Genomic DNA, 24,375 nt, shown 5'->3' on the forward strand with positions numbered 1-24,375 from the left:
GACTCACTGAAGCCCTCATTCCGCTCCTGATCATGGCGACTGGGACACCTGACCGGACTCGGCGACTCGCGGGTTTACGCCCGAAATGGGTGAACTCGCTTTCTACGTCAGGTGATCCGGCACTCACGTGGTGTCACCTAAGTCACGGCTCGGTCTACGGGCCTTGTTGGAGATCCTGTGCTGTGCTGGAATCTCACGGACCGCCGCTGGATCGAACCGGCGCACAGGGGGCGCACAGACGCGCCGAGCGGCGGTGAGAAGGGGGAACCAGCGCCGGTCACTCACGACCACCACGGGGGCGTTTTCAGGGCGTCCCCAGAACGCCGACACCGTGCCCCGCCGTTCAGGCGACGGGGCGCCTGGTCCAGAGGTTGCGACGCTAGTGCAGGGACGTTTCAAGAGGGATGGCAGCGCTTCGGCGGGGCCGGAGCCGCACGGCGGGACTGGCCCCATGAATGGCGGCCCCTCGCCCCAGCACGCCCAGAACCAGGGCCCGGCCGGCGACGGCGGTGAGCGCTCCGGTCCGGCTTCGCCCGCGACCGCGAGCCCGGCCAAGGGCCTGAAGCCGCCGGCGGGCCCGGTGGGCCCCGGCCCGCGAATAGCCCTGCGGAACTGGCGCATCTCCACCCGCCTGGTTTCGCTGCTCGCACTCCCCGTGGTCGCCGCCACGTCGTTGGGCGCCCTGCGTATCAACGACTCCATGGACAACATCCAGCAGCTGGACAACATGAAGCTGCTGACGGATCTGACCAAGCAGGCCACCGAGCTGTCGGCGGCGCTCCAGGAGGAGCGCGACCAGTCGGCCGGCCCGCTGGCCCACGGCGGCAAGGCGACCGACTTCACGGTCAAGGGACTGCGCGAGAAGACCGACCGGGCGAGGAAGAACTTCCTCGACAGCTCCGAAGAGATCGACAACACCAGCAAGGACGGCAACCTCAAGGGCGTCCGCGAGTACCTCGTCCAGCTCGCCGGCGAGCTCGGCGACCTGGAGCAGATCCGCAAGAGCGCCTACGCCTCCGAGGGCAACTCCACCCAGACGATCGAGGCCTACCACCGTCTGATCGAGAACCTGATCGACCTCTCCCAGGACATGGCCGAGGCGACCAGCAACCCGGACATGATCCAGCGCACGCGTGCGCTCGCGGCGTTCTCCTCCGCCAAGGAGTACTCCTCGATCCAGCGCGCGGCCCTGGCGGCGGCGCTCCCCGCGAGCAACACCACCACCGGCAAGCTCTCCCCGAACGACCGGCTCTACGCCCAGTCGGCCCTGGAGAGCCAGAACTCCGAGATCCGCAGCTTCAAGAGCATCTACGGCGAGGACGCCGCCGCCGAGCTGCTCAAGCCGATCGAGGACGGCGGCAACTCCACGATCAAGGCCACCGACACCTACGCGGGCCGCGCCCTGGTCTCCGCGAGCGGTCTCGCCCAGCAGGACAAGCGGTCCTACCGCGACTGGCTGGACGACAGCTCCACCAAGATCCAGCAGATGAAGAACATCGAGCACACGCTGCTCGAGGAGATGGAGCAGAAGGCCCGCGAGTTGCGCAGTGCCACCGAGCGCGACGCGATCATCTCCGGTGCCCTGATCCTGATCGTGCTCGGTGTGTCGCTGGTCGGCGCCTTCGTCGTGGCGCGGTCCATGATCCGCTCGCTGCGCCGCCTGGAGGAGACCGCGACCAAGGTCGCCTCCGATCGTCTGCCCGAGCTGGTCAAGCAGCTGTCCGAGTCCGACCCGCAGGACGTCGACACCTCCGTGGAGTCGGTCGGTGTGCACTCCCGGGACGAGATCGGCCGAGTGGCCTCGGCCTTCGACGACGTGCACCGCGAGGCGGTCCGCCTCGCCGCCGAGCAGGCCCTCCTGCGGGGCAACGTCAACGCGATGTTCACCAACCTCTCGCGTCGCTCCCAGGGCCTGATCCAGCGCCAGCTGTCGCTGATCTCCGAGCTGGAGTCGCGCGAGGCCGATCCGGACCAGCTGTCCTCGCTCTTCAAGCTCGACCACCTCGCGACCCGCATGCGCCGTAACGGCGAGAACCTCCTCGTCCTCGCGGGCGAGGAGCCCGGCCGCCGCTGGACCCGTCCGGTGCCGCTGGTCGACGTGCTCCGCGCCGCCGCGTCCGAGGTGGAGCAGTACGAGCGCATCGAGCTGGCCTCCGTGCCGACCACCGAAGTGGCCGGCCGTGTGGTCAACGACCTCGTGCACCTGCTCGCCGAGCTGCTGGAGAACGCGACCTCGTTCTCCTCGCCGCAGACCAAGGTCAAGGTCACCGGTCACGCGCTGCCCGACGGCCGTGTGCTGATCGAGATCCACGACACCGGCATCGGCCTCTCCCCCGAGGACCTCGCCGCGATCAACGAGCGGCTCGCCTCTCCCCCGACGGTGGATGTCTCCGTCTCCCGCCGCATGGGTCTGTTCGTGGTCGGCCGGCTGTCCCAGCGGCACGGCATCCGCATCCAGCTGCGCCCGTCCGACTCCGGTGGTACGACCGCGCTGGTCATGCTGCCCGTCGATGTCGCCCAGGGTGGCAGGAAGCCCCAGCCCAAGCAGCCCGGTCAGCCGCCGGTCGGTGGCGGACCCGCCGCCGCGCAGGCCGCCGCCGGTGCGGCCGCGGCCCGGCGTGCCGCCGGTGCCGGCCAGAACGCCGGTGCCCTCGGGGCCGGTGCGTCCGGCGGTGGCTTCGGCGGCGGTGCGTCCGGCGGTGGCCGCCTCGCTCCCGGCCAGAGTCCGCGGGCCGCGCTGCCCGGGCGGGACGCGGACGGTGGCCGTCCGGGCGGAGCGCGCGGACCGCAGGGTCCCGGCACCTCTCCGTTCGAGCAGGGTGGCGCCCCGCAGGGCCGTCAGGCTCCGGCCGGTGCCGGGGCCGGATTCGGCCAGCAGGCGCCGGGTGCCCCGCAGGGTCTGCAGGCCGCGGGCACCAACGGGCCGCAGGGCCAGGACGCCTTCGGCGGTGGCCGCAGCCGGAAGAAGCAGGGCAACAACTCCGAGCAGGGCAAGGGCCGCCGCCCGCAGCTGCCGCCGCGTGGCGGTCCGCGGGCCGAGCTGCCCGGGGGTGACGCGCAGCAGCGGGTGCCGAGCTGGAGCGACGAGAACGCCCAGCCGCCGGTGCCGCGTGCCTCGCTGGACGCCCCGCGCGGCCACGAGGAGCCGGACGTCACCCGCACGGCGTCCATGCCCCGTGTCGACGACCGTCAGGGCCCCGGCTCGACGTCGGAGATGCCGGCCGTCCCGCGTGACAACGACCGGCAGGGTCCCGGCTCGCCGGCCGACTTCGGCGCTCCGCAGCACGCGGACCCGTTCGGCCCGGGCGCGAACGCGTCGCAGGGCCCGGGCCAGTTCGTCCGCCCGGACGTCTTCGGCACCACGGGCGGCCGCCCCGACCCGTCGTCCACGTCGGGCCAGTTCCCGGCTCAGCAGTCCTACGACAACGGCTCGACCGGCCAGTACCCGGCGCCGCAGTCCTACGACAACGGCTCCACGGGCCAGTACCCGGCGCCGCAGTCCTACGACAACGGCTCCACCGGTCAGTACCCGGCTCAGCGGCAGGACAACGGCTCGACCGGCCACTACCCGGCACCCCGCCAGGACAACGGCTCGACCGGCCACTACCCCGCGCCGCGCCAGGACGACGGCTCCGGCCGGCCCACCCTGCCCGGTCCGGCCACAGCGGCCGACCCGGCGGGCACGGGCCAGTTCGAGCGGCCGCAGGTCAACGGCGGGCGGGGCGGTGCCGACTTCGGTGCCCCGCGTCCGCCCGCCCCGCAGGCCCGGCCCGTCCGGCAGGAGCCCGAGGCCCTGCCGCCGGCGTCCGGTCCGGGCGACGGTCGTACCCCGCTGTACGACACGCTGGAGACCAACTGGTTCCACGGCCAGCAGGAGCAGCAGCAGCCGCAGAACAACGGCTCCGCTCCGGCCGCCCCGCAGCAACCGCAGGGACCGACCGGTCCGCAGCGGTCCGCCGCCCCCGCCGGCTGGCGCGCCTCGCCGAACGACGACCTCGTCCGCCAGGCCGAACGCGTCCGCCAGCCCGCCGCGGGTGGTGTCACCACCTCCGGCCTGCCGCGCCGGGTGCCCCGGGCGAACCTCGTCCCGGGCACGGCTCAGCAGCAAACCCACCAGAGCGGTCCGCAGGTCTCGCGTGCGCCCGATGACGTACGCGGCCGGCTGACCAATCTCCGTCGGGGAATCGCACAGGGTCGTCAGGCCGGGTCCACCCAGACCGGCAGCCACCCACGGCCCACTCACCAGCAGGAGCGTTAGTTGAGTCCGATGAGCCAGGCGGCACAGAATCTCAACTGGTTGATCACCAACTTCGTGGACAACACCCCCGGGGTGTCCCACACCGTCGTCGTGTCCGCCGACGGTCTCCTCCTGGCGATGTCGGAGGGCTTCCCGCGCGACCGCGCGGACCAGCTCGCGGCCGTCGCCTCGGGCCTGACGTCCCTGACGGCGGGCGCCTCCCGGATCTTCGAGGGCGGTGAGGTGGCGCAGACGGTCGTGGAGATGGAGCGAGGGTTCCTGTTCCTCATGTCCGTCTCGGACGGCTCGTCCCTGGCCGTTCTCGCCCACCCCGAGTGCGACATCGGCCTCGTCGGCTACGAGATGGCGCTCCTGGTCGACCGCGCGGGCGCGGTCCTCACCCCCGACCTGCGAGCCGAGCTCCAAGGCAGTCTGCTCCACTGATCGGCCCCGGCACCACCCGTCTCACCACATCACCGTCCGGCCGCCGCACACCCCACACAGGCCCCGTCAGACGGCTTGCTGACCGACTTGCTGTCCCGCCCGGAGGACTCATGACCCCGCCCACCGCCTCTCATGATCCGTACGCGGAGCCGTACGAGGACGAGGGCGACCAGCCGCTGGTACGGCCTTATGCCATGACCGGCGGCCGGACGCGGCCGCGCTATCAGTTGGCCATCGAGGCACTGATCAGTACGACCGCGGACCCCGCCGCGCTCATGGGACTGCTCCCGGAGCACCAGCGGATCTGCCACCTCTGCCGTGAGGTGAAGTCGGTGGCCGAGGTCTCGGCGCTGCTCAACATGCCGCTCGGTGTGGCCCGAATCCTGGTCGCGGACCTCGCCGAGGCCGGTCTCGTCGCGATCCACCAGCCGGGCGGCGACGACGCCACCGGTGCACCGGACGTGACACTGCTCGAAAGGGTGCTCAGTGGACTTCGCAAGCTCTGACGCGGGTCGATCCACCACCTCCGCGAAGATCGTGGTGGCTGGCGGCTTCGGCGTGGGCAAGACCACGTTCGTGGGTGCCGTCTCGGAGATCAACCCGCTGCGCACCGAGGCCGTGATGACCTCCGCCAGCGCGGGCATCGACGACCTCACCCACACCGGGGACAAGACCACCACCACGGTGGCCATGGACTTCGGCCGTATCACCCTGGACCAGGACCTGATCCTGTACCTCTTCGGTACACCGGGCCAGGACCGCTTCTGGTTCATGTGGGACGACCTGGTGCGCGGCGCCATCGGCGCGGTGGTGCTCGTGGACACCCGGCGCCTGGCCGACTGCTTCCCGGCCGTCGACTACTTCGAGAACTCGGGTCTGCCCTTCGTCGTGGCACTGAACGGCTTCGACGGACAGCAGCCCTACCAGCCCGAAGAGGTGCGTGAGGCGCTGCAGATCGGACCGGACACCCCGATCATCACCACCGACGCCCGGCACCGGTCGGATGCGAAGAGTGCCCTGATCACACTGGTCGAGCACGCTTTGATGGCACGGCTGAGGTAGCACCCAATTCAGATACGTCATACGGCAGTTGTCGTAGATACACCGGAGCCGACTGTGTCCTTTGACACGGTCGGCCACGGTGTTCATAACGTTTCGGCAGAGGAATGGGGTGGTACGGCCACGCGTCGCGCACATGCGGTGTCGCTGCGCTCACAATCGCCCCGCCTTTTGGCGGGGCTCGTTCTTTATGACCGTTTTATCTGGGGCTTACATCACGTCGAATCCCCTCCCCGGACTGTTTGGAAGAGCGCAGGTCGTCGTGCTGGAATGCCTGAACTGCCCAATAGTCAATGACGTACTCGTCCATCGAGTCGTGTTGGGCTCTGAACACTGCGGCACAACGTTGGTGCCGACCGCCGAGAGGTTGTTGGTCGAGTGAGGCGAAGCAAGAACAGTCCCGAGCCGTCGGCCCGGGGCAACTTCACCCCGCCGCCGCGCACAGCGGCGCCCGCCCCCGTGCCCGGTTCGGAGCCGACGGCCGCGCCCGCCGAGAGCGGCGGCCGTCTCTCCCCGCGCAACTGGCGCGTGGCGACCAGGCTCAACGCGATCCTGCTCATACCCGTGGTGGTCGGCCTCGTCATGGGCGGCTTCCAGGTGAAGAGCTCGATCGACACCTGGCAGGAGGCCGAGGACGCGGAGAACACCGCGCGTCTGGTGCGTGCCTCGCTGCTCTACGCCAACGCCCTCTACAACGAACGTGACGCCTCGGCGGCGCCCCTGCTGAAGGGCAGCGCCCAGACCGCGCAGGACAAGGCGACCGTCACCCAGGTCCGCAAGGCCACCGACGAGGCGGCCGACGCCTTCGACGCCGCGGCCCAGAACATGCCGGCGAAGCCCGGCCTGGAGCGCCGGCTGGACCTGTTCCGCAAGGCGGAGCCGAAGCTCGCCACGCTGCGCCAGGTCGCGTACACCTCCAAGCTCAGGGGCGTGCAGACCGAGGAGGGCTACGTCGAGGTCGCCCACCCGCTGACGGAGTTCGCCAACGAACTGGGCCTCGGCACCGGCAACATCACCAGCTACGGCCGGACCGTGTACGCCATCGAGCTCACCAAGGCGGCCCTGTCGCTGCAGCGCTCCATCGGCATGCACATCCTGGTCAAACCGGGCCCGGACGCCGGCAACCTGGCCAGCCAGCGCATCGCCCTGTCCTCGTACGCCTACCTCGAGCGCATCGCCGTGCAGGAGTACATCGGCGGCGGCACCGAGCAGGACGCGGCCAAGCTCGACGCGGCCGAGACCAAGATCAAGGCCGACGCCGCCGTGATGGCCCGGGAGGCCAAGGCCAAGAACCCGGACTACGTCCCGCCGCCGTCCAACCCGACGACGATGATCTCCGCCGTCGCGACGCTCCAGAGCACGGACCCGAGCGCCCGCGCCGCCCTCGCGGAGAAGGGCATCACCGCCGAGAACTGGTGGGCGGTCAACACCCTCAAGTTCAACGCGTACGAGAAGATCGAGAACGACATGGCCGACAAGGCCGTGAGCGAGGCCTCGGACATCGCCGACGACGCCCAGCGGGACGCCTACATCACCGGTGCCGCCGTCGTGGTCGCCCTGCTGCTGGCCTTCATCCTGGCCGGTGCGGTCGCCCGTCAGATGAGCCGCTCGATGCGTCAGCTGCGCAACGCCGCCTTCGGCATCGCCGAGCAGCGCCTGCCGATGCTGGTCGACCAGCTCTCCCGCACCGACCCGGGCCGGGTCGACACCCGCGTACAGGCCATCCCGATCACCACCACGGACGAGATCGGCGAAGTCGCCCGCGCCTTCGACCAGGTCCACCGCGAGGCCGTCCGGCTCGCCGCCGAGCAGGCCCTGCTGCGGGGCAACATCAACGCGATCTTCACCAACCTGTCGCGCCGCAACCAGTCCCTGATCGAGGGCCAGCTGACCCTGATCACCGACCTGGAGAACAACGAGGCCGACCCGGACCAGCTGGAGAACCTCTTCCGCCTGGACCACCTGGCCACGCGTATGCGCCGCAACGGCGAGAACCTCCTCGTCCTCGCCGGCGAGGAGCCCGGCCGCCGCTGGGACCAGCCGGTCCCGCTGGTCGACGTGCTGCGCGCCGCCTCCTCCGAGGTGGAGCAGTACGAGCGCATCGAGCTGTCCGGTGTCCCGGAGGCCGAGATCCACGGCCGGGCCGTGACCGACCTCGTGCACCTGCTCGCCGAGCTGCTGGAGAACGCGACGACGTTCTCCTCCCCGCAGACCAAGGTCCGCGTGACCGCCACCCGTCTGCCCGACGGCCGCGTGATGATCGAGATCCACGACAAGGGCATCGGCCTGACCGCCGAGGACTTCGCGGACATCAACCACAAGCTGGCCAACCCGCCGACCGTGGACGCCGCGATCTCCCAGCGCATGGGCCTGTTCGTGGTCGGCCGCCTGTCCGACCGGCACGGCATCCGCGTCCAGCTGCGCCCCTCGGGCGAGCAGGCCGGGACGACCTCGCTGGTCATGCTGCCGGACGCGATCACCCACGGTGGCGGCGGCGAGCACCACGTGGACCGCGACGAGTTCACCGTCTCGCAGATCATCCCGGAGCAGAACTTCGGCGGCGAGAACTTCGGCCAGCCCATGCGCACGGCCGCGGAGCTCGGCTTCGACGACAGCCGCTACACCGAAGTCCCCGACGACATACGTGAGCTGGACCCCGTGGGCCGCTCCCTGATGCGCGAGGAGCGCCGGGCGGCCCTGGAGGCCCAGTCGCCCGGGCAGCCCGCGCTGCCCGGGCAGAGCGACCAGCAGCAGTCCAGCGAGGCGACCGGGTACCGCGACGAGTACGCGGACGGGCAGCAGGGCTACGACGCCGGGCAGGCCTACGACACCGGCCGGAGCGGCTATCCGGAGCAGCAGCCGTCCGCGTACGACCGTCAGGCGCCGTACGAGGAGCAGCCGGCGCCGTACGAGGAGCAGCGGCACGCGGCGTACGAGGAGCCGCAGCGGGCTGCGTACGACGAGCCGCAGCGGGCTGCGTACGACGAGCAGTACTACGCGCCGGGCGGCGGTCTGCCGCAGAACGACACCTTCTCGCCGAACGGCGGCTACCCGGAGCCCTCCTATGCGGAGCCCGCCCAGGAGGAGCCGCCGGCGCAGGGCACCGGTGGGCAGGGCGGATTCGCCGCGTTCGAGCAGCGTCGTCACCAGGATGACTGGCCGCAGCAGGACGGCTACCAGAACGGCTACCCGAGCCAGTACCCTTCTCAGGCCCCGGAAACGGAATCTGCGCAGGCCGCTGACGCGAGTGAGCAGGACCGCGTAGGCTTCGACCGTCCGGGATCGAGCCCCTCCGCCGCTCACACGATGACCGACGCCGGGCTTCCCCGCCGTGGACCCACCGCGAGCGGTGCGAACGGTACGGGTGGTGGCGCACGCCAGGTGAGCCAGGAACCGTCGGCCTCCGCTCCGGGGAACAACGGGGACGACTGGCGCTCGGCGAATGACGAGCGGTGGCAGCAGGCCTCGCAGCTCCGGAAGCCCAAGGCGGGCGGGGTCACCTCCTCCGGCCTGCCGAGGCGGGTGCCCAAGGCCAACCTGATCGAGGGCGCCGCCGAAAGCACCCACCAGGGAGGCCCACAGGTCTCCCGCGCCCCGGAGGACGTCCGGGGCAGGCTGAGCAACCTGCGTCGAGGCGTCCAACGCGGACGCAGCGCAGGCAGTGAAACGAACGGCCAGGGCCTCGGTCCTGACAGCACCTACAACCAGGAGCGTTAGTGTGAGCCCGATGAGCCAGGCGGCACAGAACCTGAACTGGTTGATCACCAACTTCGTGGACAACACCCCGGGGGTGTCCCACACGGTGGTGGTCTCCGCCGACGGACTCCTTCTGGCGATGTCCGAAGGCTTCCCCCGTGACCGCGCCGACCAGCTCGCGGCCGTCGCCTCCGGTTTGACGTCTCTGACGGCAGGCGCCTCCCGGATCTTCGAGGGTGGCAGCGTGAACCAGACGGTCGTGGAGATGGAGCGGGGATTCCTGTTCATCATGTCCATCTCCGACGGATCGTCGCTCGCGGTCCTCGCACATCCGGAGGCGGACATCGGCCTCGTCGGGTACGAGATGGCGCTGCTGGTCGACCGAGCCGGTACGGTCCTGACACCGGACCTTCGTGCGGAGCTCCAGGGGAGCCTGCTCAACTAACAGACGGACGGTGCGTTTTGGCGTCCCGGGGCCGTAAGGTCTTGGGACGCGGCTCCACAGCGATGGGTGCCAGGCACAGTCGGAGGAGGAGAAAGTGGCAACACCCCCAGGCGGTCCGTCTTCGGGCAACTGGTCGTACGGCCCTGCCCAGGGTCAGGGCGACGGTGGTCAGAACCCGAACCGTTACAACTTCCCCTCCGCGCCCAGCCACCGGCAGCCGTACGCGCCGCAGGGCCCCGGCCCTTCGCCGTACGACCAGCCGCACGCGCCGCGCATCCAGCCCGTGCAGCCGCAGCGCCGCAGCCCCGAGCCGACGCCCGGCGGGGCGTCGAACAACCACAATCCGTTGGTGCGTCCGTACGCCATGACCGGCGGCCGGACCCGCCCGCGCTACCAGCTCGCCATCGAGGCGCTGGTGCACACCACTGCGCAGCCGCACCAGATGCAGGGCCAGTTGCCCGAGCATCAGCGGATCTGCAACCTCTGCCGGGAAATCAAGTCGGTCGCCGAGATCTCGGCGCTCCTCACGATCCCTCTCGGCGTGGCCAGGATCCTCGTCGCCGACTTGGCGGAGGCGGGACTGGTCGCCATCCATCAGCCCGGCGGCGACGAGAGCGCCGGCGGCCAGCCAGACGTGACACTGCTCGAAAGGGTGCTCAGTGGACTTCGCAAGCTCTAGCGGAGGGCCTTCCCGCTCCACCACGTCCGCGAAGATCGTGGTGGCTGGCGGCTTCGGCGTGGGCAAGACCACGTTCGTGGGTGCCGTCTCGGAGATCAACCCGCTGCGCACCGAGGCCGTCATGACGTCCGCTTCGGCCGGCATCGACGACCTCACCCACACCGGGGACAAGACGACCACGACGGTCGCCATGGACTTCGGCCGTATCACCCTGGACCAGGACCTGATCCTGTACCTCTTCGGTACACCGGGCCAGGACCGCTTCTGGTTCATGTGGGACGACCTGGTGCGCGGCGCCATCGGCGCGATCGTGCTGGTCGACACGAGGAGGCTCGCCGACTGCTTCCCCGCCGTCGACTACTTCGAGAACAGCGGCCTGCCGTTCGTCATCGCCCTGAACGGCTTTGACGGCCAGCAGCCGTACACGCCGGACGAGGTGCGGGAAGCGCTCCAGATCGGGCCGGACACCCCGATCATCACGACGGACGCGCGGCATCGGGCCGATGCGAAGTCGGCGCTGATCACGCTGGTCGAGCATGCGCTGATGGCTCGTCTGCGGTAGTTCTCCTGACTGTGGGACAGCCCCTGGCGGCCTCTGGGCTGCCGGGGGCTGTCGCGTTGCCGGGTGCAGGTGGGTCGTGGCTTGTCGCGCAGTTCCCCGCGCCCCTTACGGCGCGCACCCCCTGGGCATCGCACAAAGGGCCCCTCCGGGTGGAGGGGCCCTTGTGCGAAGGGTGGGTCAGCGCCAGCTGTGCGGGGCGCGGAAGCCGGGCTCGCGCTCCAGGCGGCGCCAGCCGGCCTTGATGCGGCCGCGGTGGGCCGGGGCCGGGTCGGTGGGGCGGGCGGCGGCGCGGGCCAGGAGGATGGCCGTGATGGCGGCGACTTCCTCGGGCTCGGCGTGGCCCTTCTCGACGCGGATATCAGCAGATTCCATGGGTGTCAGTCTCCGTGAGGAAGATGTCCGCCGGGTTACTGCGGCGGGTTGCCGTGCTTGCGGGACGGCAGGTCCGCGTGCTTGGTCTGGAGCATGGCGAGGGACTTGATGAGCACCTCGCGGGTCTCCGCGGGGTCGATGACGTCGTCGACCAGGCCGCGCTCGGCCGCGTAGTAGGGGTGCATCAGCTCGGACTTGTACTCCTTGACCATGCGGGCCCGCATGGCCTCGGGGTCCTCGGCCTCGGCGATCTGGCGGCGGAAGATGACGTTGGCCGCGCCCTCCGCGCCCATGACGGCGATCTCGTTGGTCGGCCAGGCGTAGGTGAGGTCGGCGCCGATCGACTGGCTGTCCATGACGATGTACGCACCTCCGTAGGCCTTCCGCAGGATCAGGGAGATCCTCGGCACGGTCGCGTTGCAGTAGGCGTAGAGGAGCTTCGCGCCGTGGCGGATGATGCCACCGTGCTCCTGGTCGACGCCCGGGAGGAAGCCGGGGACGTCCAGAAGAGTGATGATCGGGATGTTGAAGGCGTCGCACATCTGCACGAAGCGGGCCGCCTTCTCGGACGCCTCGATGTCCAGCACGCCCGCCAGGGACTGGGGCTGGTTGGCGACGATGCCGACGACCTGGCCGCCCATCCGGCCCAGCGCGCAGATGATGTTCCGGGCCCAGCGCTCGTGGACCTCCAGGTACTCGCCGTCGTCGACGATCTCCTCGATGACCTTGGCCATGTCGTAGGGCCGGTTGCCGTCCGCCGGAACCAGGTCCAGCAGGACGTCCGAGCGGCGGTCGGCCGCGTCGGAGGACTCGGTGCGGGGCGGGTTCTCGCGGTTGTTCTGCGGGAGCAGGGAGAGGAGGTAGCGGACCTCGGCGATGCAGGTCTCCTCGTCGTCGTAGGCGAAGTGCGCCACGCCCGAGGTCTCGGCGTGGACGTCGGCGCCGCCCAGGCCGTTCTGCGTGATCTCCTCGCCGGTGACCGCCTTGACGACGTCGGGACCGGTGATGAACATCTGCGAGGTCTCGCGAACCATGAAGACGAAGTCGGTCAGGGCGGGGCTGTAGGCCGCGCCGCCCGCGCACGGACCGAGCATCACCGAGATCTGCGGGATCACGCCCGAGGCCCTGGTGTTGCGCTGGAAGATGCCGCCGTACCCGGCGAGCGCGGAGACGCCCTCCTGGATCCGGGCGCCCGCGCCGTCGTTGAGGGAGACCAGCGGGGCACCGGCCGCGATGGCCATGTCCATGATCTTGTGGATCTTCGTGGCGTGAGCCTCGCCCAGCGCGCCGCCGAAGACGCGGAAGTCGTGCGCGTAGACGAAGACCGTGCGGCCCTCCACCGTGCCCCAGCCGGTGATCACACCGTCCGTGTACGGCTTCTTGGCCTCCAGCCCGAAGCCCGTGGCCCGGTGCCGGCGCAGCTGCTCGACCTCCCGGAAGGAGTCCGGGTCGAGGAGGAGCTCGATGCGCTCGCGCGCGGTCAGCTTGCCCTTGGCGTGCTGCGCCGCCGTCGCCTTCTCGCTCGGTCCGGCCATCGCCTGCGCACGGATCTCGTGCAGTTCGGCCACGCGTCCGCGCGCGTCGGTCGGCTCACCCGGCGCCTCATCCAAAACGGTCATGTAGTGACCTTACGAAGCCAACCGGGGAATGCGGGCCGTCGACTCCTCACAGTGTCCGGCGTGTTTTCCTGGTACCACTGAACAGAACCATGGCGCCGTTGACCCTTTCCGACTGCTCAGCTGGCGTGTCGCTTGTAGGGGTCACACAACGCGGTCAGGCGAGAGCCACCTCACAGATGTGTGTGGCGCATGCCTCCCCAGGGGTGACGCGCAGGCGCAATCGGCGGGCTGTGGAGAGCACTTCGACCGTCTCGTCCGCACGGACCACCCCACCGACCGGGCCGTCCCAGGTGATCTCCAGGGGCTCGCCCGTACGGGACGGTTCGCTCACGCAGAGGGTAGCGGTACGTCCCCGGCGGACCATCAGCACGCTCGCGCCTGCGGAGGCGGTGAGCGGGCCCGCCGTGCCGGCCCGCCAGAAGTTGGCGGCCGTGCAGCCCAGGGAGGGCACGGTGACCGCCTGGCGGACGGCGTCGTTGGCGAGCACCGACATCCGGTGGCGGTCGGCGGGTTCTCGCCGTTGCCGCACTCGTAGTGGGCGATGCGGTCGCTGGCCATGGCGATGCCCACGGTGAAGCCGGGGCCGCGGTGGACGGCCCGGTCCATGGCGGCGAAGAGGTGGTGCCCGGCGGGTTCGGGGGCGGCCGGGACGGGCGAGGCGGCGATGGTGCCGAGCCGGGACAGGTCCGCGACCCCGAACTGGGGAGCCGTCAGGATCGGGCTCACGGTGTCCCGTTCGGCCCAGCCCTTGATAGGGGCGTGCCAGCGAACGGCCGGGGGACCGGACGGGATCACAGCCCCGGTAGATCCGGCAGGTCCGGCAGGTCCGGCAGGTCCGGCACGGGTGAACGGCCCGGGCCACCGGAATCGCTGACGGCCCTGGGACCAGAACGGCGGACCGACACCACGGCCGGCACCGCTGACCGCCGGAGTGACCGGAACGGCGAACGGCCCGGGGTGGTGGCCGCACCGCGAAAAGCCGCCCGGGGTCAGCCGAAGCGGTTCAGCAGGCGGCGGTACAGGCCCGGTGCGAGGCCACGGACCCGGCCAGGGACGGTGAGCCACCTGGGGACGTACGCCTCGTCGCGGTTGTGCCGCACGGCTTCCCAGATGATGCCGGCGACGCAGCCGGGCGAGAGCAGGCCGGTGCGGGTGCCGTCGTAGGGCCTGCCGCGGCGGGGGTGGAAGGCCGTGTCGACGGCTCCGGGGACGACGAAGGTGACGCCGACGCCCGTGCCGCGCAGTTCCTGGCGCAGCGCCTCGGCGAAGGCGGCCAGGCCGGCCTTGGCTGCGGAGTACACCGCTTCCTCCCGCAGTCCCACGCAGCCCGCGACCGAGCCGAGCAGCACCACGCGGCCCCGTCCGGCCGCGATCATGGAGGGCAGTACCTCGCGCACGAGGTGGAGCGTGGCGTTGAGGTCCAGGGTCAGCACCCGGTCGATGTCGGTGTGCGGCATGGCGGCGAACGGGCCCGTCCACCCGAGGCCGGCTCCGGCGACCAGGACGTCGATCCGGCCGGTGGTGTGCAGGGCGGACTGGGCCAGCAGACGGGGGCCGCCCGGGGCGGCGAGGTCGGCGGGCAGCACGACGGCCGACGTGCCGGACGCCGTCTGCTCCAGGCGGTACCGGTCGCGTCCGTTGAGGATCAGCTGCCAGCCGTCCATGGCGAACCGCCGCGCCGTCGCCGCGCCGATGCCCGAGGAGGCTCCGGTGACCAGGGCGACGCGCCGGTCCAGGCGCCGCGGCGGCCCGTACTGGTTCACCCGGGCGGGGAAGGGCGTCGTGGCGCGGGGCGGGACGGGGTCCGCCGGTGGGTCGTAGGCCGAGCCGGAGCCGGTGAGTGTCACGAGTCACTCTCCCCTGCGCTGTGCGTCCGCCGTGGTCTCGTCTGTCTCCATACGCTCCCTAGAAACGGAACCCCTTCTCGCCGGACGCCGCCACCGCAGGGCGCGCGGTTCCGCCAACCGGGGGTACGGGAGGGGCGCCGCGGAAGGCGTCGCGGACCCACCCGGCGAAGATGTTGAACATTGAACGGAATAGGTCTACGGTGAGCCTCGTTGGAGTAGTTAAAGATTCAACATCCCGCACAGGAGGCGTACACCCCATGAGCATCTTCAGCCGCAACGACGCCCGGACCACCGCTCCCACCGGTGCCGCCGTGAACCCCGAGCAGGCCGCCCTGACCGGCGATTACACGATCGACCCCGCGCACTCGACGATCGGCTTCGTCGCCCGGCACGCCATGGTCACCAACGTCAAGGGCGGCTTCCAGGACTTCACCGGCACACTGCACCTGGACGGCACCGACCCGTCGCGGTCGACGGCCTCCCTCGACGTCGTGATGGACAGCATCAGCACGGGCAACGCCGACCGTGACGGCCACCTGAAGAGCGCGGACTTCTTCAAGACGGACGAGTTCCCGGCCATGACGTTCCGCTCCACCCAGGCGGAGGCCCTCGGCGGTGACGAGTACCGGATCACCGGCGACCTGACGATCCTGGGCACCACCCACCCCCTCACCGTCGACCTCGAGTTCAACGGCGCCGCGAAGGACCCCTTCGGCAACGAGCGCGTCGGCTTCGAGGGCAAGGCGGAGATCCTGCGCTCCGAGTGGGGCCTGACCTGGAACGCCGCGCTGGAGACCGGCGGAGTCCTGGTCTCCGACAAGATCAAGCTGAACTTCGACATCTCGGCCATCAGGAACGCGTGAGCCCCGCGGGGCCGGCCCGGTGACACCCCACCGGGCCGGCCTGGCCGGTTCCGGGCCCTTGTGCAAAGACTGTCGGCGTTCTCATAATCCAGCAGCAGTATTTTGACCAGTCCATGCCAGCACATGGACGTTCTTTTTTGCCATGCTGCTGTCATGTGCTCGTCAATCTGATGCTTCGGTTGCACATCTCCCCGGTCAACCCCCCACGGAAGGCATCACGTTGAAGAGACTCCTCACGGCCCTCAAGAGATGCGCGGTCCTCGGCGCCGCCGCGCTCGCGATCGCCAGCCTTCAGCCCGTCTCCGCCGCACAGGCCGCCCCCTCGCCCGTCGTCGGCGGGACCCGGGCCGCACAGGGCGAGTTCCCGTTCATGGTCCGGCTCTCCATGGGCTGTGGCGGTGCGCTCTACACCCAGCAGATCGTGCTCACGGCCGCGCACTGCGTGGGCCGGTCCGGCAACAACACCGGCATCACCGCCACCGCGGGGGTCGTCGACCTCCAGTCCACCAGCGGCCGCGTCCAGGTCCGCTCCACCAAGGTGCTGCGCGCCCCCGGCTACAACGGCACCGGCAAGGACTGGGCGCTCATCAAGCTCGCCCGGCCGATCAACCTGCCGACCCTGAAGATCGCCACCACCGCCCAGTACAACACCGGCGACTTCACCGTCGCGGGCTGGGGCGCGAACCGTGAGGGCGGCTCCCAGCAGCGCTACCTCCTGAAGGCGACCGTCCCGTTCGTCAGCGACGCCGCCTGCAAGGCCTACGGCGGCCTCTACAGCGGCCTCGTCGCCAACGAGGAGATCTGCGCGGGCTTCGACGCGGGCGGCGTCGACACCTGCCAGGGCGACTCCGGCGGCCCGATGTTCCGCAAGGACAACGCCGGCGATTGGATCCAGGTCGGCATCGTCAGCTGGGGCGAGGGCTGCGCCCGTCCCGAGGCGCCCGGCGTCTACACGGAGGTCTCCGCCTTCGCCTCCGCCATCGCTTCGGCGGCTTCGACCCTCTGATCAACGGCTTCGCGGGCCCGGCGCCGATGGGGCGCCGGGCCCGTTCCGTTCCGCCCGAGCCCCGGTCACCGCGGTCTGGGGCGCGCTGATGTTCGGGGAGCCGTTCGGGGTGCAGACCGCCGTCGGACTGGCCTTCTGCCTCGCGGCGGTCGTCATCGTCCGCCGCGGTGGCGACCGCGGCGACAGGGCCCTGACCGCCGCCCGCGCCGAGCCGGAGGAGAAGCGCCGGACCCGCTCCCCCGACCCCCGCCCAGCAGGGGCGCCCCGTCATTCGGCGTCGGCTCCATGCCGAACGCCCGGGCGCTGTGCGCGGCGCGGCCGCGTTTCCACGTCCGGGGCCCGGTGGAAAAACCGTTCGAGGTGGCGCGCCGACCCCGGCCGGTGGTTTCGTGACGGCGGTGAACGACGTGGGTGCGACGCCGGGCCCTCGGGCCGGGGTGGCGATCGTCGCGGGGCCCGGGTACCGGTATGGGCACGCACCGCCGGGCCCGGCCCTGCTCAGAACCCGCCGCCGAAGTCGCCACCCCCGCCACCGAAGCCGCCGCCCCCGCCGAAGTCCCCTCCCCCGAAGCCGCCTCCGAAATCGCCGGTGTCGAAGTCGGCGCCGGAGACGTCGCCGCCCTCGTAGCCGCCGAAGTCGCCGTAGCCGGAGCCGTAGTCGGCCGCGTAGGCGGGGCCGGCCATCATGCTGCCGAGCATGGTGCCGACGAGGAGGCCGGGCAGGAGGCCGCCGCCGAAGTAGCCACCGGCCCAGGGGCCGTACGCCGGACCGGCCTCCCAGTAGGGGCGGCGGCCGTAGTCGGTGTCGACCTCCCGGATCACCGGGTCGCGGCCCTCGGCCAGACGCCGTTCGTCGGCCGCGCAGACCGGGACGTCGCGGGCGCTGCCGGACGGGGGCGTCCAGGTGACGTCGGCGACCGAGGGGCCGTGGCGCGGGTCGAAGAAGCAGGGCGGTCGGCGCTCCGGCAGGGCTCCGCCCTCACGGCGGGCCGCCAGACGGGCGAGGGAGAACCGGCCGTCCTCCACGGCCTGGGTGACGGCCCGGACGTCCTCCGGTTTCGTCGCGGCCGCCATCAGCGACTTCGCCTGCTCGTAGGAGTCCAGGGCCCGCTCGTAGTCGGTGCGCATCGCGTCGTCGGCACCGGGTTCCCCGGGGTGGAAGTCGAGCCGGTCGAGTTCCTCGCCGAACGCGGTGATGTCCTCGTCGACGACCACCCGCAGCTTCTCCAGCGCGGCCCGCTGCTCCTCCTCGTGCCGGCGCCGGTTGCGGCGGGCCACGGCGTAGGCGCCCGCGCCACCGGCCGCGGCCAGGGCACCGACCGTGATCAGGCCGCCGACCGGCACGTCGGTGCCCGAGCCGCCGCTCCAGCCGCTCGGCGCCGAGCCGCCCACGTTGCGCAGGGCGCCGTCGACGAAGTCGTTCAGCTGTGCCTTGGTGTCGCCCGCGTCCTGCACCGCCGTGACCAGGTTGGCCACCCCCTGGCGGCTCATCACGGAGCTGTCCGCGCGGGCGTCGAACCGGTCGCCGAGGCGGACGCCGTACAGGCCGGTGATGCCGGTCTCGGTGCGGAGGTTCCGGAAGAGGTCCTGCGTGGGGTAGCCGGCCGGGAGGACCGCCACGAAGACGGGCTTGTCCGCATCCTTGATCTTGTCGGCCAGGGCCTCCGCGTCCGACGCCGCCAGCTGCCCGGAGGCGGCCGGATCGACGTAGACGGGACTCTCGCGCAGGTGCCGGGCGACATCGGACAGGTCGGTGGCCGCGTGCGCCCCGGACGCACCGGCCAGCAGCACCGCCAGGAGGGCGGCGAACGGCACGATCAGCAGACGTACGACGGTACGCACCAGCGGGGCCTTCATATGTTCGAAGCTACCCGAAACGGCACAAGAAGGGTTATCCGTCGAGACAGAGATTTGTCGACGCGGCTGCGCCTAGGATGCCCTCTGGCCATCCAGGAGGGGCGGGAACGGGGACATGTTCGGACGACGCAGGGCTGCGGACATGACGGTGTCCGAACTGACCGAGCTGGACCGGTCGCGCACGCGGGCCGACCTGCTGTGGGAGCTCTTCCGGCACGCCGAGGCGGAGGTGACGTCGGCGATCGGCTGGTATCTGGCCCGGCGCAGGGGGCCGTCGTTGTGGTCACGTTCGCTGCGGGCGCTCGCCACGCTGCTGGGCATCGTCGGCAGCCTCACACCGCTGGTGCACGCGGCCGCGCCCACGGCCGTGCAGCCCGAGTGGGGTTTCGTGTTCCTGGCCGGTGGCGCCGGCTGCGTCCTCTTCGACCGGATCTTCGGCTTCTCGGCGTCCTGGACCCGCTACATCCGTGCGGAGCTGGCGTTGCAGCAGATCCTCAAGAAGGCGCAGTCCGACTGGGCGCAGGCGTTCCTGAGGACCACCGACTCGCCCAGCGACAAGGAGCAGGCCGCCCTGCTCGGGGTGATCGAGCGACTGCGGGCCGACGCCCAGCGGATCATCGAGGACGAGGGCACGGCGTGGGTCGGCTATCTGGCCGACGGCGTCGAGGAGCTGACCCGCTCCACCAGCGCCGCCGGCGGCCAGCGCTCCCACACCGCGGGCCTGTTCCGCCTCGACCGGACGCCCGGCCGTGACCGGGGCGGCGAGGTCCCGGTACCGCGGTCCCGGGACACGGCGATGTGACACGCGCCCCGGGCACCCGCTCCCGGCGGGAGCGCGGCTACTGCGCCGGAGCGACCCCGGCGCGCAGCAACCCGTAGGTGTACGCGTCCTCCAGGGCCTGCCAGCTCGCGGCGATGACGTTCTCGGCGACGCCGACCGTCGACCACTCGCCCGTGCCGTCGGACGTGGAGATCAGTACGCGGGTCGTGGAGTTGGTGCCGTGCTTGCCCTCCAGGATGCGGACCTTGTAGTCCACCAGCTCCAGCTGGGCGAGCTGGGGGTAGATCTTCTCCAGGCCCACGCGCAGGGACCGGTCGAGGGCGTTGACCGGGCCGTTGCCCTCGGCGGTGGCGACGATGCGCTCACCCTTGGCCCAGAGCTTGACCGTGGCCTCGTTGGCGTGGGAGCCGTCGGGCCGGTCCTCGACGATGGCCCGCCAGGACTCGACCTCGAAGTAGCGCAGCGGCATGCCCTGCACCTCGGCGCGCAGAAGCAGTTCGAAGGAGGCGTCGGCCGCCTCGTACGTGTAGCCCTGGAGTTCGCGCTCTTTCACCCGCTCCACCACCCGGCCGACCAGTTCGCGGTCGCCGCCGAGGTCGACGCCGAGCTCCTTGCCCTTGAGCTCGATGGACGCGCGCCCGGCCATGTCGGAGACGAGCATCCGCATGGTGTTGCCGACCAGTTCGGGGTCGATGTGCTGGTAGAGGTCCGGGTCGACCTTGATCGCGGAGGCGTGCAGACCGGCCTTGTGGGCGAAGGCGGAGAGGCCGACGTAGGGCTGGTGCGTGGAGGGGGTGAGGTTGACGACCTCGGCGATCGCGTGCGAGATGCGGGTCATATCGCGCAGCCGCCCCTCGGGCAGCACCTTCTTGCCGTACTTCAGCTCCAGGGCCGCCACGACCGGGAAGAGGTTGGCGTTGCCGACGCGCTCGCCGTAGCCGTTGGCGGTGCACTGCACGTGGGTCGCGCCCGCGTCGACGGCGGCCAGCGTGTTGGCGACGGCGCAGCCGGTGTCGTCCTGGGCGTGGATACCGAGGCGGGCGCCGGTGTCGGCGAGGACCGTGGAGACGACGGCCTGGATCTGGGCCGGGAGCATGCCGCCGTTGGTGTCGCACAGGACGACCACGTCCGCGCCCGCCTCCGCCGCGGTGCGCACGACCGCCTTGGCGTACTCCGGGTTGGCGCGGTAGCCGTCGAAGAAGTGCTCGCAGTCGATGAAGACGCGGCGGCCCTGCTCCTTGAGGAAGGAAACGGTGTCGCGGACCATGGCGAGGTTCTCGTCCAGGGTCGTGCGCAGGGCGAGCTCGACATGGCGATCGTGTGACTTGGCGACCAGCGTGATCACCGGCGCGCCCGACTCCAGGAGTGCCCTGACCTGCGGGTCCTCGGCGGCGGTGGTGCCGGCGCGGCGGGTGGAGCCGAACGCGACGAGCTGGGCGTGCCGGAAGTCGATCTCCTGCCGGGCGCGGGCGAAGAACTCGGTGTCCCGGGGGTTGGCGCCGGGCCAGCCGCCCTCGATGAAGCCCACGCCGAAGTCGTCCAGGTGCCGTGCGATGGCGAGCTTGTCGGCGACGGTGAGGTTGATGCCCTCCCGCTGGGCGCCGTCGCGCAGGGTGGTGTCGAAGACGTGGAACGAATCGTCGAGCTCGCTGCTAGCGGTCATGGTCTCAAGGCTCCTGAGGATGGGATCTCGGTCGTACCGGAATGACCGGCTCCACCGCCCTCACATACTCCCTCGCGCTCTCGTCTCCGGCTGTGGGTGGGCCAGAAATGCGAAAAACCTCTCGCGGGTGCGAGAGGTCTGCGCGCGGGTCGAGGACGACGGTGTCCGCCCGTACCTGGTCGTACGTGGCGGTCACTGCGGACCGGCGCGCCTGCTGCCAATAATCGTGGCGAACGAGAGCACGGGGGAAGTGTGACACAACCCCCGCGCTTCGCTCACCGCCGTCTCAGGATGCGGTCGGTCACCTCAGGTGCGGACGTGGCCCTCATGGTGCTGTTCCCCCTGTGTTCCCCGTGGACGCTTCTCCCCCGGCCCCGGGCCGAGGCTCACAAGCTCCGACGTCACCACCGACCGGAGGGTCAATCCGCCGTATCGAGTACAACCCGGGCGGGCGCTCGGGCGCCCGCGAGGAGGCTTTCGGCGAGGAACTCGCGTACGTGCCGCAGGACCTGCGCCCGGTCGGTGCCGCGCAGGCCGATCGCCACATGGATGGAGAAGCCGTCCAGCAGCGCCCCGGCCGGACGTCCCGGCCGCCCTGTCCTGGGCGGCCGGTGCGACGGTCGGAGTTCCTGCCGCCGCTCATGGGGCCGACGAGGTGACCTCTGCTGCTTGCCCGACCCGATCGGGCGGTGGGTCGGCATAGGCCCCGGGGGCCGGGGGCCGAGGCCCCGGGACCAAGACGGGGCATAGGCCCCGGGACGAGGACGGGGCATAGGCCCCGGGGCCAGGACGAGGCATAGGCCCCGGGGGCCCGGGGGCATAGGCCCCGGGCCCGGGTCGGCTCAGCCCAGCCGGTGCATCCAGCCGTGCTTGTCCTCGGCCGTACCGCGCTGGATGTCCAGCAGCGCCTGGCGCAGCCGCAGCGTGACCTCGCCCGGCTCTCCCCCGCTCTGCTTCCACTCCGCCCCGGCCCGCTTCACCGTACCGACCGGAGTGATCACCGCGGCCGTACCGCAGGCGAAGACCTCCGTGAGCGACCCGTTCTCCGAGTCCCGCTGCCACTGGTCGACCGAGACCCGGGTCTCCTCCGCCTCGTACCCGAGGTCACGGGCGACGGCGAGCAGGGAGTCCCGGGTGACGCCCTCCAGGATCGACCCGGTGAGCGTCGGCGTGACGATCTTGTTCCCGTACACGAAGTACAGGTTCATGCCGCCCAGCTCCTCGACCCAGGTGTGCTCCACGGCGTCGAGGTAGCAGACCTGGTCGCAGCCCTTGGTGGCGGCCTCGGCCTGCGCGAGCAGGGACGCCGCGTAGTTGCCGCCCGTCTTCGCGTCGCCCATGCCGCCGGGGACGGCCCGGACCCGGTCCTCGGAGACCCAGATGGACACCGGCTTCACACCACCGGGGAAGTACGCCCCGGCCGGGGAGGCGATCACCAGGAACAGGTACTCGTTGGCCGGCTTCACGCCCAGCCCGACCTCGGTGGCGATCATGAACGGGCGCAGGTAGAGGGACTCCTCGCCGCCGTGCGCCGGGACCCATGCCTTGTCCTGCCGGACCAGGGCGTCGCAGGCCTCGATGAACGTCTCGACGGGCAGCTCGGGCATCGCGAGCCGACGGGCGGAACGCTGGAAGCGCTCGGCGTTCTTCTCGGGACGGAAGGTGGCGACGGACCCGTCGGGCCGGCGGTAGGCCTTCAGCCCTTCGAAGATCTCCTGCGCGTAGTGCAGGACCGTGGTGGCGGGGTCCAGGGAGATCGGCGCGTACGGCACGAGCTGACCGTCGTGCCAGCCGCGGCCTTCCGTCCACTTGATCGTCACCATGTGGTCGGTGAAGTGGCGGCCGAACCCGGGGTTGGCCAGGATCGCCTCGCGGTCCACGGCGGAGAGCGGGTGGGCGGAGGGCTTGAGCTCGATCGTGGGCGTCGTCATGGAGTGATGTCCTTCACCGGTTGTAGTGACGGGCCGCGCTCGGTACTGCTCTGATGGTGACCAGTGCTAGGACGTCCGAGCATTCCCTCATTCCGCGGCCTCGCGTTCGATTATCGCCCGGGGGCGGCGGCGGAAGGAACGGGGTGAATGCGGCCCGGTGGTCGATGGTGGCACCCGGCGGGAACATGCGGAAGCCGCCGGGCGCGGATGCGACCCGGCGGCTTGCGGTGTGCAGCGGCGGGTCAGCCGGCTACGCGTACGGCGAGGGCGTCGCCGATCTCCGAGGTGGAGCGCGCGGGCTTGCCGGTGCGCTCGGCGAGGTCGGCGGCGACCGCCTCGTCGATGCGGGCGGCCTCGGCCTCGTAGCCGAGGTGGCGCAGGAGCAGGGCGACGGACAGCACGGTGGCGGTCGGGTCGGCCTTGCCCTGGCCGGCGATGTCCGGGGCCGAGCCGTGGACGGGCTCGAACATCGAGGGGAACTCGCCGGAGGGGTTGATGTTCCCGCTCGCGGCGACGCCGATGCCGCCGGAGACGGCCGCGGCGAGGTCGGTGACGATGTCGCCGAAGAGGTTGTCGGTGACGATCACGTCGAAGCGCTCGGGCTGCGTGACGAGGTAGATCGTCGCCGCGTCCACGTGCATGTACTCGGTGGTGACCTCGGGGAACTCCGCGGCCACCTTGTTGAAGATGTTGGTCCACAGGTGACCCGCGAAGGTCAGCACGTTGTTCTTGTGGATCAGCGCCAGCTTCTTGCGGGGGCGGGCCTGGGCCCGTGCGAAGGCGTCACGGACCACGCGCTCGACACCGAAGGCCGTGTTCACGGAGACCTCGGTGGCGACCTCGTGCTCGGTGCCCTTGCGGATGGTGCCGCCGTTGCCGGTGTACGGGCCCTCGGTGCCCTCGCGGACGACCACGAAGTCGATCTGCGGCTCGCCGGCGAGCGGGGTGGCGACACCCGGGAGGAGCTTTGACGGACGCAGGTTGACGTGATGGTCGAAGGCGAAGCGGAGCTTGAGCAGGAAGCCGCGCTCCAGCACGCCGGACGGCACGGACGGGTCGCCGATCGCGCCGAGCAGGATGGCGTCGTGCCGCTTCAGGGCGTCGAGGTCGGCGTCGGTGAGGGTCTCACCGGTGGCGTGGTAGCGCCGGGCGCCGAAGTCGTACTCCTCGGTCTCCAGCTTCACATCCTGCGGAAGGACGGCGGAGAGGACCTTCAGACCTTCGGCCACGACCTCCTGGCCGATGCCGTCACCGGGGATCACTGCGAGATTGATGCTGCGAGACATGCGGGCACCCTACTCCTCGTCCCATGGG

General features: G+C 71.0%; 18 protein-coding genes and 1 pseudogene. 11 read left to right on the forward strand and 8 right to left on the reverse strand.

Annotation, left to right across the window (positions count from 1 at the left end):
• Positions 1 to 382 precede the first annotated feature (382 nt).
• From ABTX62_RS04525 to ABTX62_RS04560, 8 genes are all read left to right on the forward strand, one after another.
• Positions 383 to 4,258, forward strand: coding sequence for a sensor histidine kinase (locus ABTX62_RS04525; RefSeq protein WP_352114778.1), 3,876 nt, complete (start codon positions 383 to 385; stop codon positions 4,256 to 4,258).
• Between the two features lie 9 nt (positions 4,259 to 4,267).
• A complete protein-coding gene (locus ABTX62_RS04530; protein ID WP_030851929.1) occupies positions 4,268 to 4,681 on the forward strand; it encodes a roadblock/LC7 domain-containing protein in 414 nt (137 codons plus the stop codon).
• Positions 4,682 to 4,791: 110 nt separating this feature from the next.
• Positions 4,792 to 5,187, forward strand: a complete 396-nt coding sequence (locus tag ABTX62_RS04535) for a DUF742 domain-containing protein (RefSeq protein ID WP_030851927.1) — start codon at positions 4,792 to 4,794, stop codon at positions 5,185 to 5,187.
• Positions 5,168 to 5,743, forward strand: a complete 576-nt coding sequence (locus tag ABTX62_RS04540; protein WP_097220936.1) for a GTP-binding protein — start codon at positions 5,168 to 5,170, stop codon at positions 5,741 to 5,743. The genes ABTX62_RS04535 and ABTX62_RS04540 overlap by 20 nt, the downstream gene beginning before the upstream one ends.
• 375 nt (positions 5,744 to 6,118) lie before the next feature.
• Entirely contained in the window at positions 6,119 to 9,457 is a 3,339-nt protein-coding gene (locus tag ABTX62_RS04545) for a sensor histidine kinase (RefSeq protein WP_352114779.1), read from the forward strand.
• Positions 9,458 to 9,467: 10 nt separating this feature from the next.
• The gene (locus ABTX62_RS04550; RefSeq protein ID WP_033321188.1) at positions 9,468 to 9,881 is read left to right on the forward strand and encodes a roadblock/LC7 domain-containing protein; all 414 of its coding nucleotides are present in this window, start codon (positions 9,468 to 9,470) and stop codon (positions 9,879 to 9,881) included.
• A 94-nt stretch (positions 9,882 to 9,975) separates the two neighbouring features.
• Positions 9,976 to 10,560, forward strand: a complete 585-nt coding sequence (locus ABTX62_RS04555; protein WP_352114780.1) for a DUF742 domain-containing protein — start codon at positions 9,976 to 9,978, stop codon at positions 10,558 to 10,560.
• Positions 10,541 to 11,122 (forward strand): GTP-binding protein, encoded by a 582-nt coding sequence (locus tag ABTX62_RS04560; protein ID WP_014675207.1) that lies wholly within the window; start codon positions 10,541 to 10,543, stop codon positions 11,120 to 11,122. The genes ABTX62_RS04555 and ABTX62_RS04560 overlap by 20 nt, the downstream gene beginning before the upstream one ends.
• Before the next feature lie 177 nt (positions 11,123 to 11,299).
• On the opposite strand, the gene ABTX62_RS04565 is transcribed toward ABTX62_RS04560, so the two are convergent.
• From ABTX62_RS04565 to ABTX62_RS04580, 4 genes and pseudogenes are all read right to left on the reverse strand, one after another.
• A complete protein-coding gene (locus ABTX62_RS04565) occupies positions 11,300 to 11,494 on the reverse strand; it encodes an acyl-CoA carboxylase subunit epsilon (protein ID WP_033313207.1) in 195 nt (64 codons plus the stop codon).
• 35 nt (positions 11,495 to 11,529) lie between these two features.
• On the reverse strand, positions 11,530 to 13,113 hold the full coding sequence (locus ABTX62_RS04570) for an acyl-CoA carboxylase subunit beta (protein ID WP_352114781.1): 1,584 nt from the start codon (positions 13,111 to 13,113) through the stop codon (positions 11,530 to 11,532).
• Between the two features lie 154 nt (positions 13,114 to 13,267).
• A pseudogene (locus ABTX62_RS04575) lies at positions 13,268 to 13,881 on the reverse strand (polysaccharide lyase beta-sandwich domain-containing protein); the annotation flags it as partial.
• Between the two features lie 221 nt (positions 13,882 to 14,102).
• Positions 14,103 to 14,960, reverse strand: a complete 858-nt coding sequence (locus ABTX62_RS04580) for an SDR family NAD(P)-dependent oxidoreductase (protein ID WP_352114782.1) — start codon at positions 14,958 to 14,960, stop codon at positions 14,103 to 14,105.
• Positions 14,961 to 15,217: 257 nt separating this feature from the next.
• Between ABTX62_RS04580 and ABTX62_RS04585 the strand changes: the two genes are divergently transcribed.
• Together ABTX62_RS04585 and ABTX62_RS04590 are read left to right on the forward strand one after the other, a co-directional pair.
• Positions 15,218 to 15,823, forward strand: coding sequence for a YceI family protein (locus ABTX62_RS04585; RefSeq protein WP_352114783.1), 606 nt, complete (start codon positions 15,218 to 15,220; stop codon positions 15,821 to 15,823).
• Between the two features lie 220 nt (positions 15,824 to 16,043).
• Positions 16,044 to 16,829 (forward strand): S1 family peptidase, encoded by a 786-nt coding sequence (locus ABTX62_RS04590; protein ID WP_352114784.1) that lies wholly within the window; start codon positions 16,044 to 16,046, stop codon positions 16,827 to 16,829.
• Positions 16,830 to 17,327: 498 nt separating this feature from the next.
• On the opposite strand, the gene ABTX62_RS04600 is transcribed toward ABTX62_RS04590, so the two are convergent.
• Positions 17,328 to 18,686: a hypothetical protein gene (locus ABTX62_RS04600; RefSeq protein WP_352114785.1), complete on the reverse strand. Its 1,359-nt coding sequence runs from the start codon at positions 18,684 to 18,686 to the stop codon at positions 17,328 to 17,330.
• 115 nt (positions 18,687 to 18,801) lie between these two features.
• Here ABTX62_RS04600 and ABTX62_RS04605 point away from each other — a divergent pair, with 115 nt between their 5' ends.
• Positions 18,802 to 19,488, forward strand: coding sequence for an SLATT domain-containing protein (locus tag ABTX62_RS04605; protein WP_352114786.1), 687 nt, complete (start codon positions 18,802 to 18,804; stop codon positions 19,486 to 19,488).
• A gap of 37 nt (positions 19,489 to 19,525) precedes the next feature.
• On the opposite strand, the gene cimA is transcribed toward ABTX62_RS04605, so the two are convergent.
• From cimA to ABTX62_RS04620, 3 genes are all read right to left on the reverse strand, one after another.
• A complete protein-coding gene (cimA, locus tag ABTX62_RS04610) occupies positions 19,526 to 21,130 on the reverse strand; it encodes a citramalate synthase (RefSeq protein WP_352114787.1) in 1,605 nt (534 codons plus the stop codon).
• A gap of 842 nt (positions 21,131 to 21,972) precedes the next feature.
• Positions 21,973 to 23,061 (reverse strand): branched-chain amino acid aminotransferase, encoded by a 1,089-nt coding sequence (locus tag ABTX62_RS04615; RefSeq protein ID WP_352114788.1) that lies wholly within the window; start codon positions 23,059 to 23,061, stop codon positions 21,973 to 21,975.
• A gap of 242 nt (positions 23,062 to 23,303) precedes the next feature.
• Positions 23,304 to 24,347 carry a 3-isopropylmalate dehydrogenase gene (locus ABTX62_RS04620; RefSeq protein ID WP_352114789.1) on the reverse strand — a complete coding sequence of 348 codons (1,044 nt, stop codon included), beginning with the start codon at positions 24,345 to 24,347 and terminating at the stop codon, positions 23,304 to 23,306.
• Positions 24,348 to 24,375 lie beyond the last annotated feature (28 nt).

This window comes from Streptomyces sp. NPDC096046 (genome assembly GCF_040303285.1).
In the GTDB taxonomy this organism is placed as follows: domain Bacteria; phylum Actinomycetota; class Actinomycetes; order Streptomycetales; family Streptomycetaceae; genus Streptomyces.

Bases quoted from the DNA above. Each gene is read 5' to 3' on its own strand.
- ABTX62_RS04530 (WP_030851929.1), top strand. From the start codon at position 4,268: ATGAGCCAGGCGGCACAGAATCTCAACTGGTTGATCACCAACTTCGTG.
- ABTX62_RS04535 (WP_030851927.1), top strand. From the start codon at position 4,792: ATGACCCCGCCCACCGCCTCTCATGATCCGTACGCGGAGCCGTACGAG.
- ABTX62_RS04550 (WP_033321188.1), top strand. From the start codon at position 9,468: ATGAGCCAGGCGGCACAGAACCTGAACTGGTTGATCACCAACTTCGTG.
- ABTX62_RS04565 (WP_033313207.1), bottom strand. From the start codon at position 11,494: ATGGAATCTGCTGATATCCGCGTCGAGAAGGGCCACGCCGAGCCCGAG.
- ABTX62_RS04570 (WP_352114781.1), bottom strand. From the start codon at position 13,113: ATGACCGTTTTGGATGAGGCGCCGGGTGAGCCGACCGACGCGCGCGGA.
- ABTX62_RS04585 (WP_352114783.1), top strand. From the start codon at position 15,218: ATGAGCATCTTCAGCCGCAACGACGCCCGGACCACCGCTCCCACCGGT.
- ABTX62_RS04600 (WP_352114785.1), bottom strand. From the start codon at position 18,686: ATGAAGGCCCCGCTGGTGCGTACCGTCGTACGTCTGCTGATCGTGCCG.
- ABTX62_RS04605 (WP_352114786.1), top strand. From the start codon at position 18,802: ATGTTCGGACGACGCAGGGCTGCGGACATGACGGTGTCCGAACTGACC.
- cimA (WP_352114787.1), bottom strand. From the start codon at position 21,130: ATGACCGCTAGCAGCGAGCTCGACGATTCGTTCCACGTCTTCGACACC.
- ABTX62_RS04615 (WP_352114788.1), bottom strand. From the start codon at position 23,061: ATGACGACGCCCACGATCGAGCTCAAGCCCTCCGCCCACCCGCTCTCC.
- ABTX62_RS04620 (WP_352114789.1), bottom strand. From the start codon at position 24,347: ATGTCTCGCAGCATCAATCTCGCAGTGATCCCCGGTGACGGCATCGGC.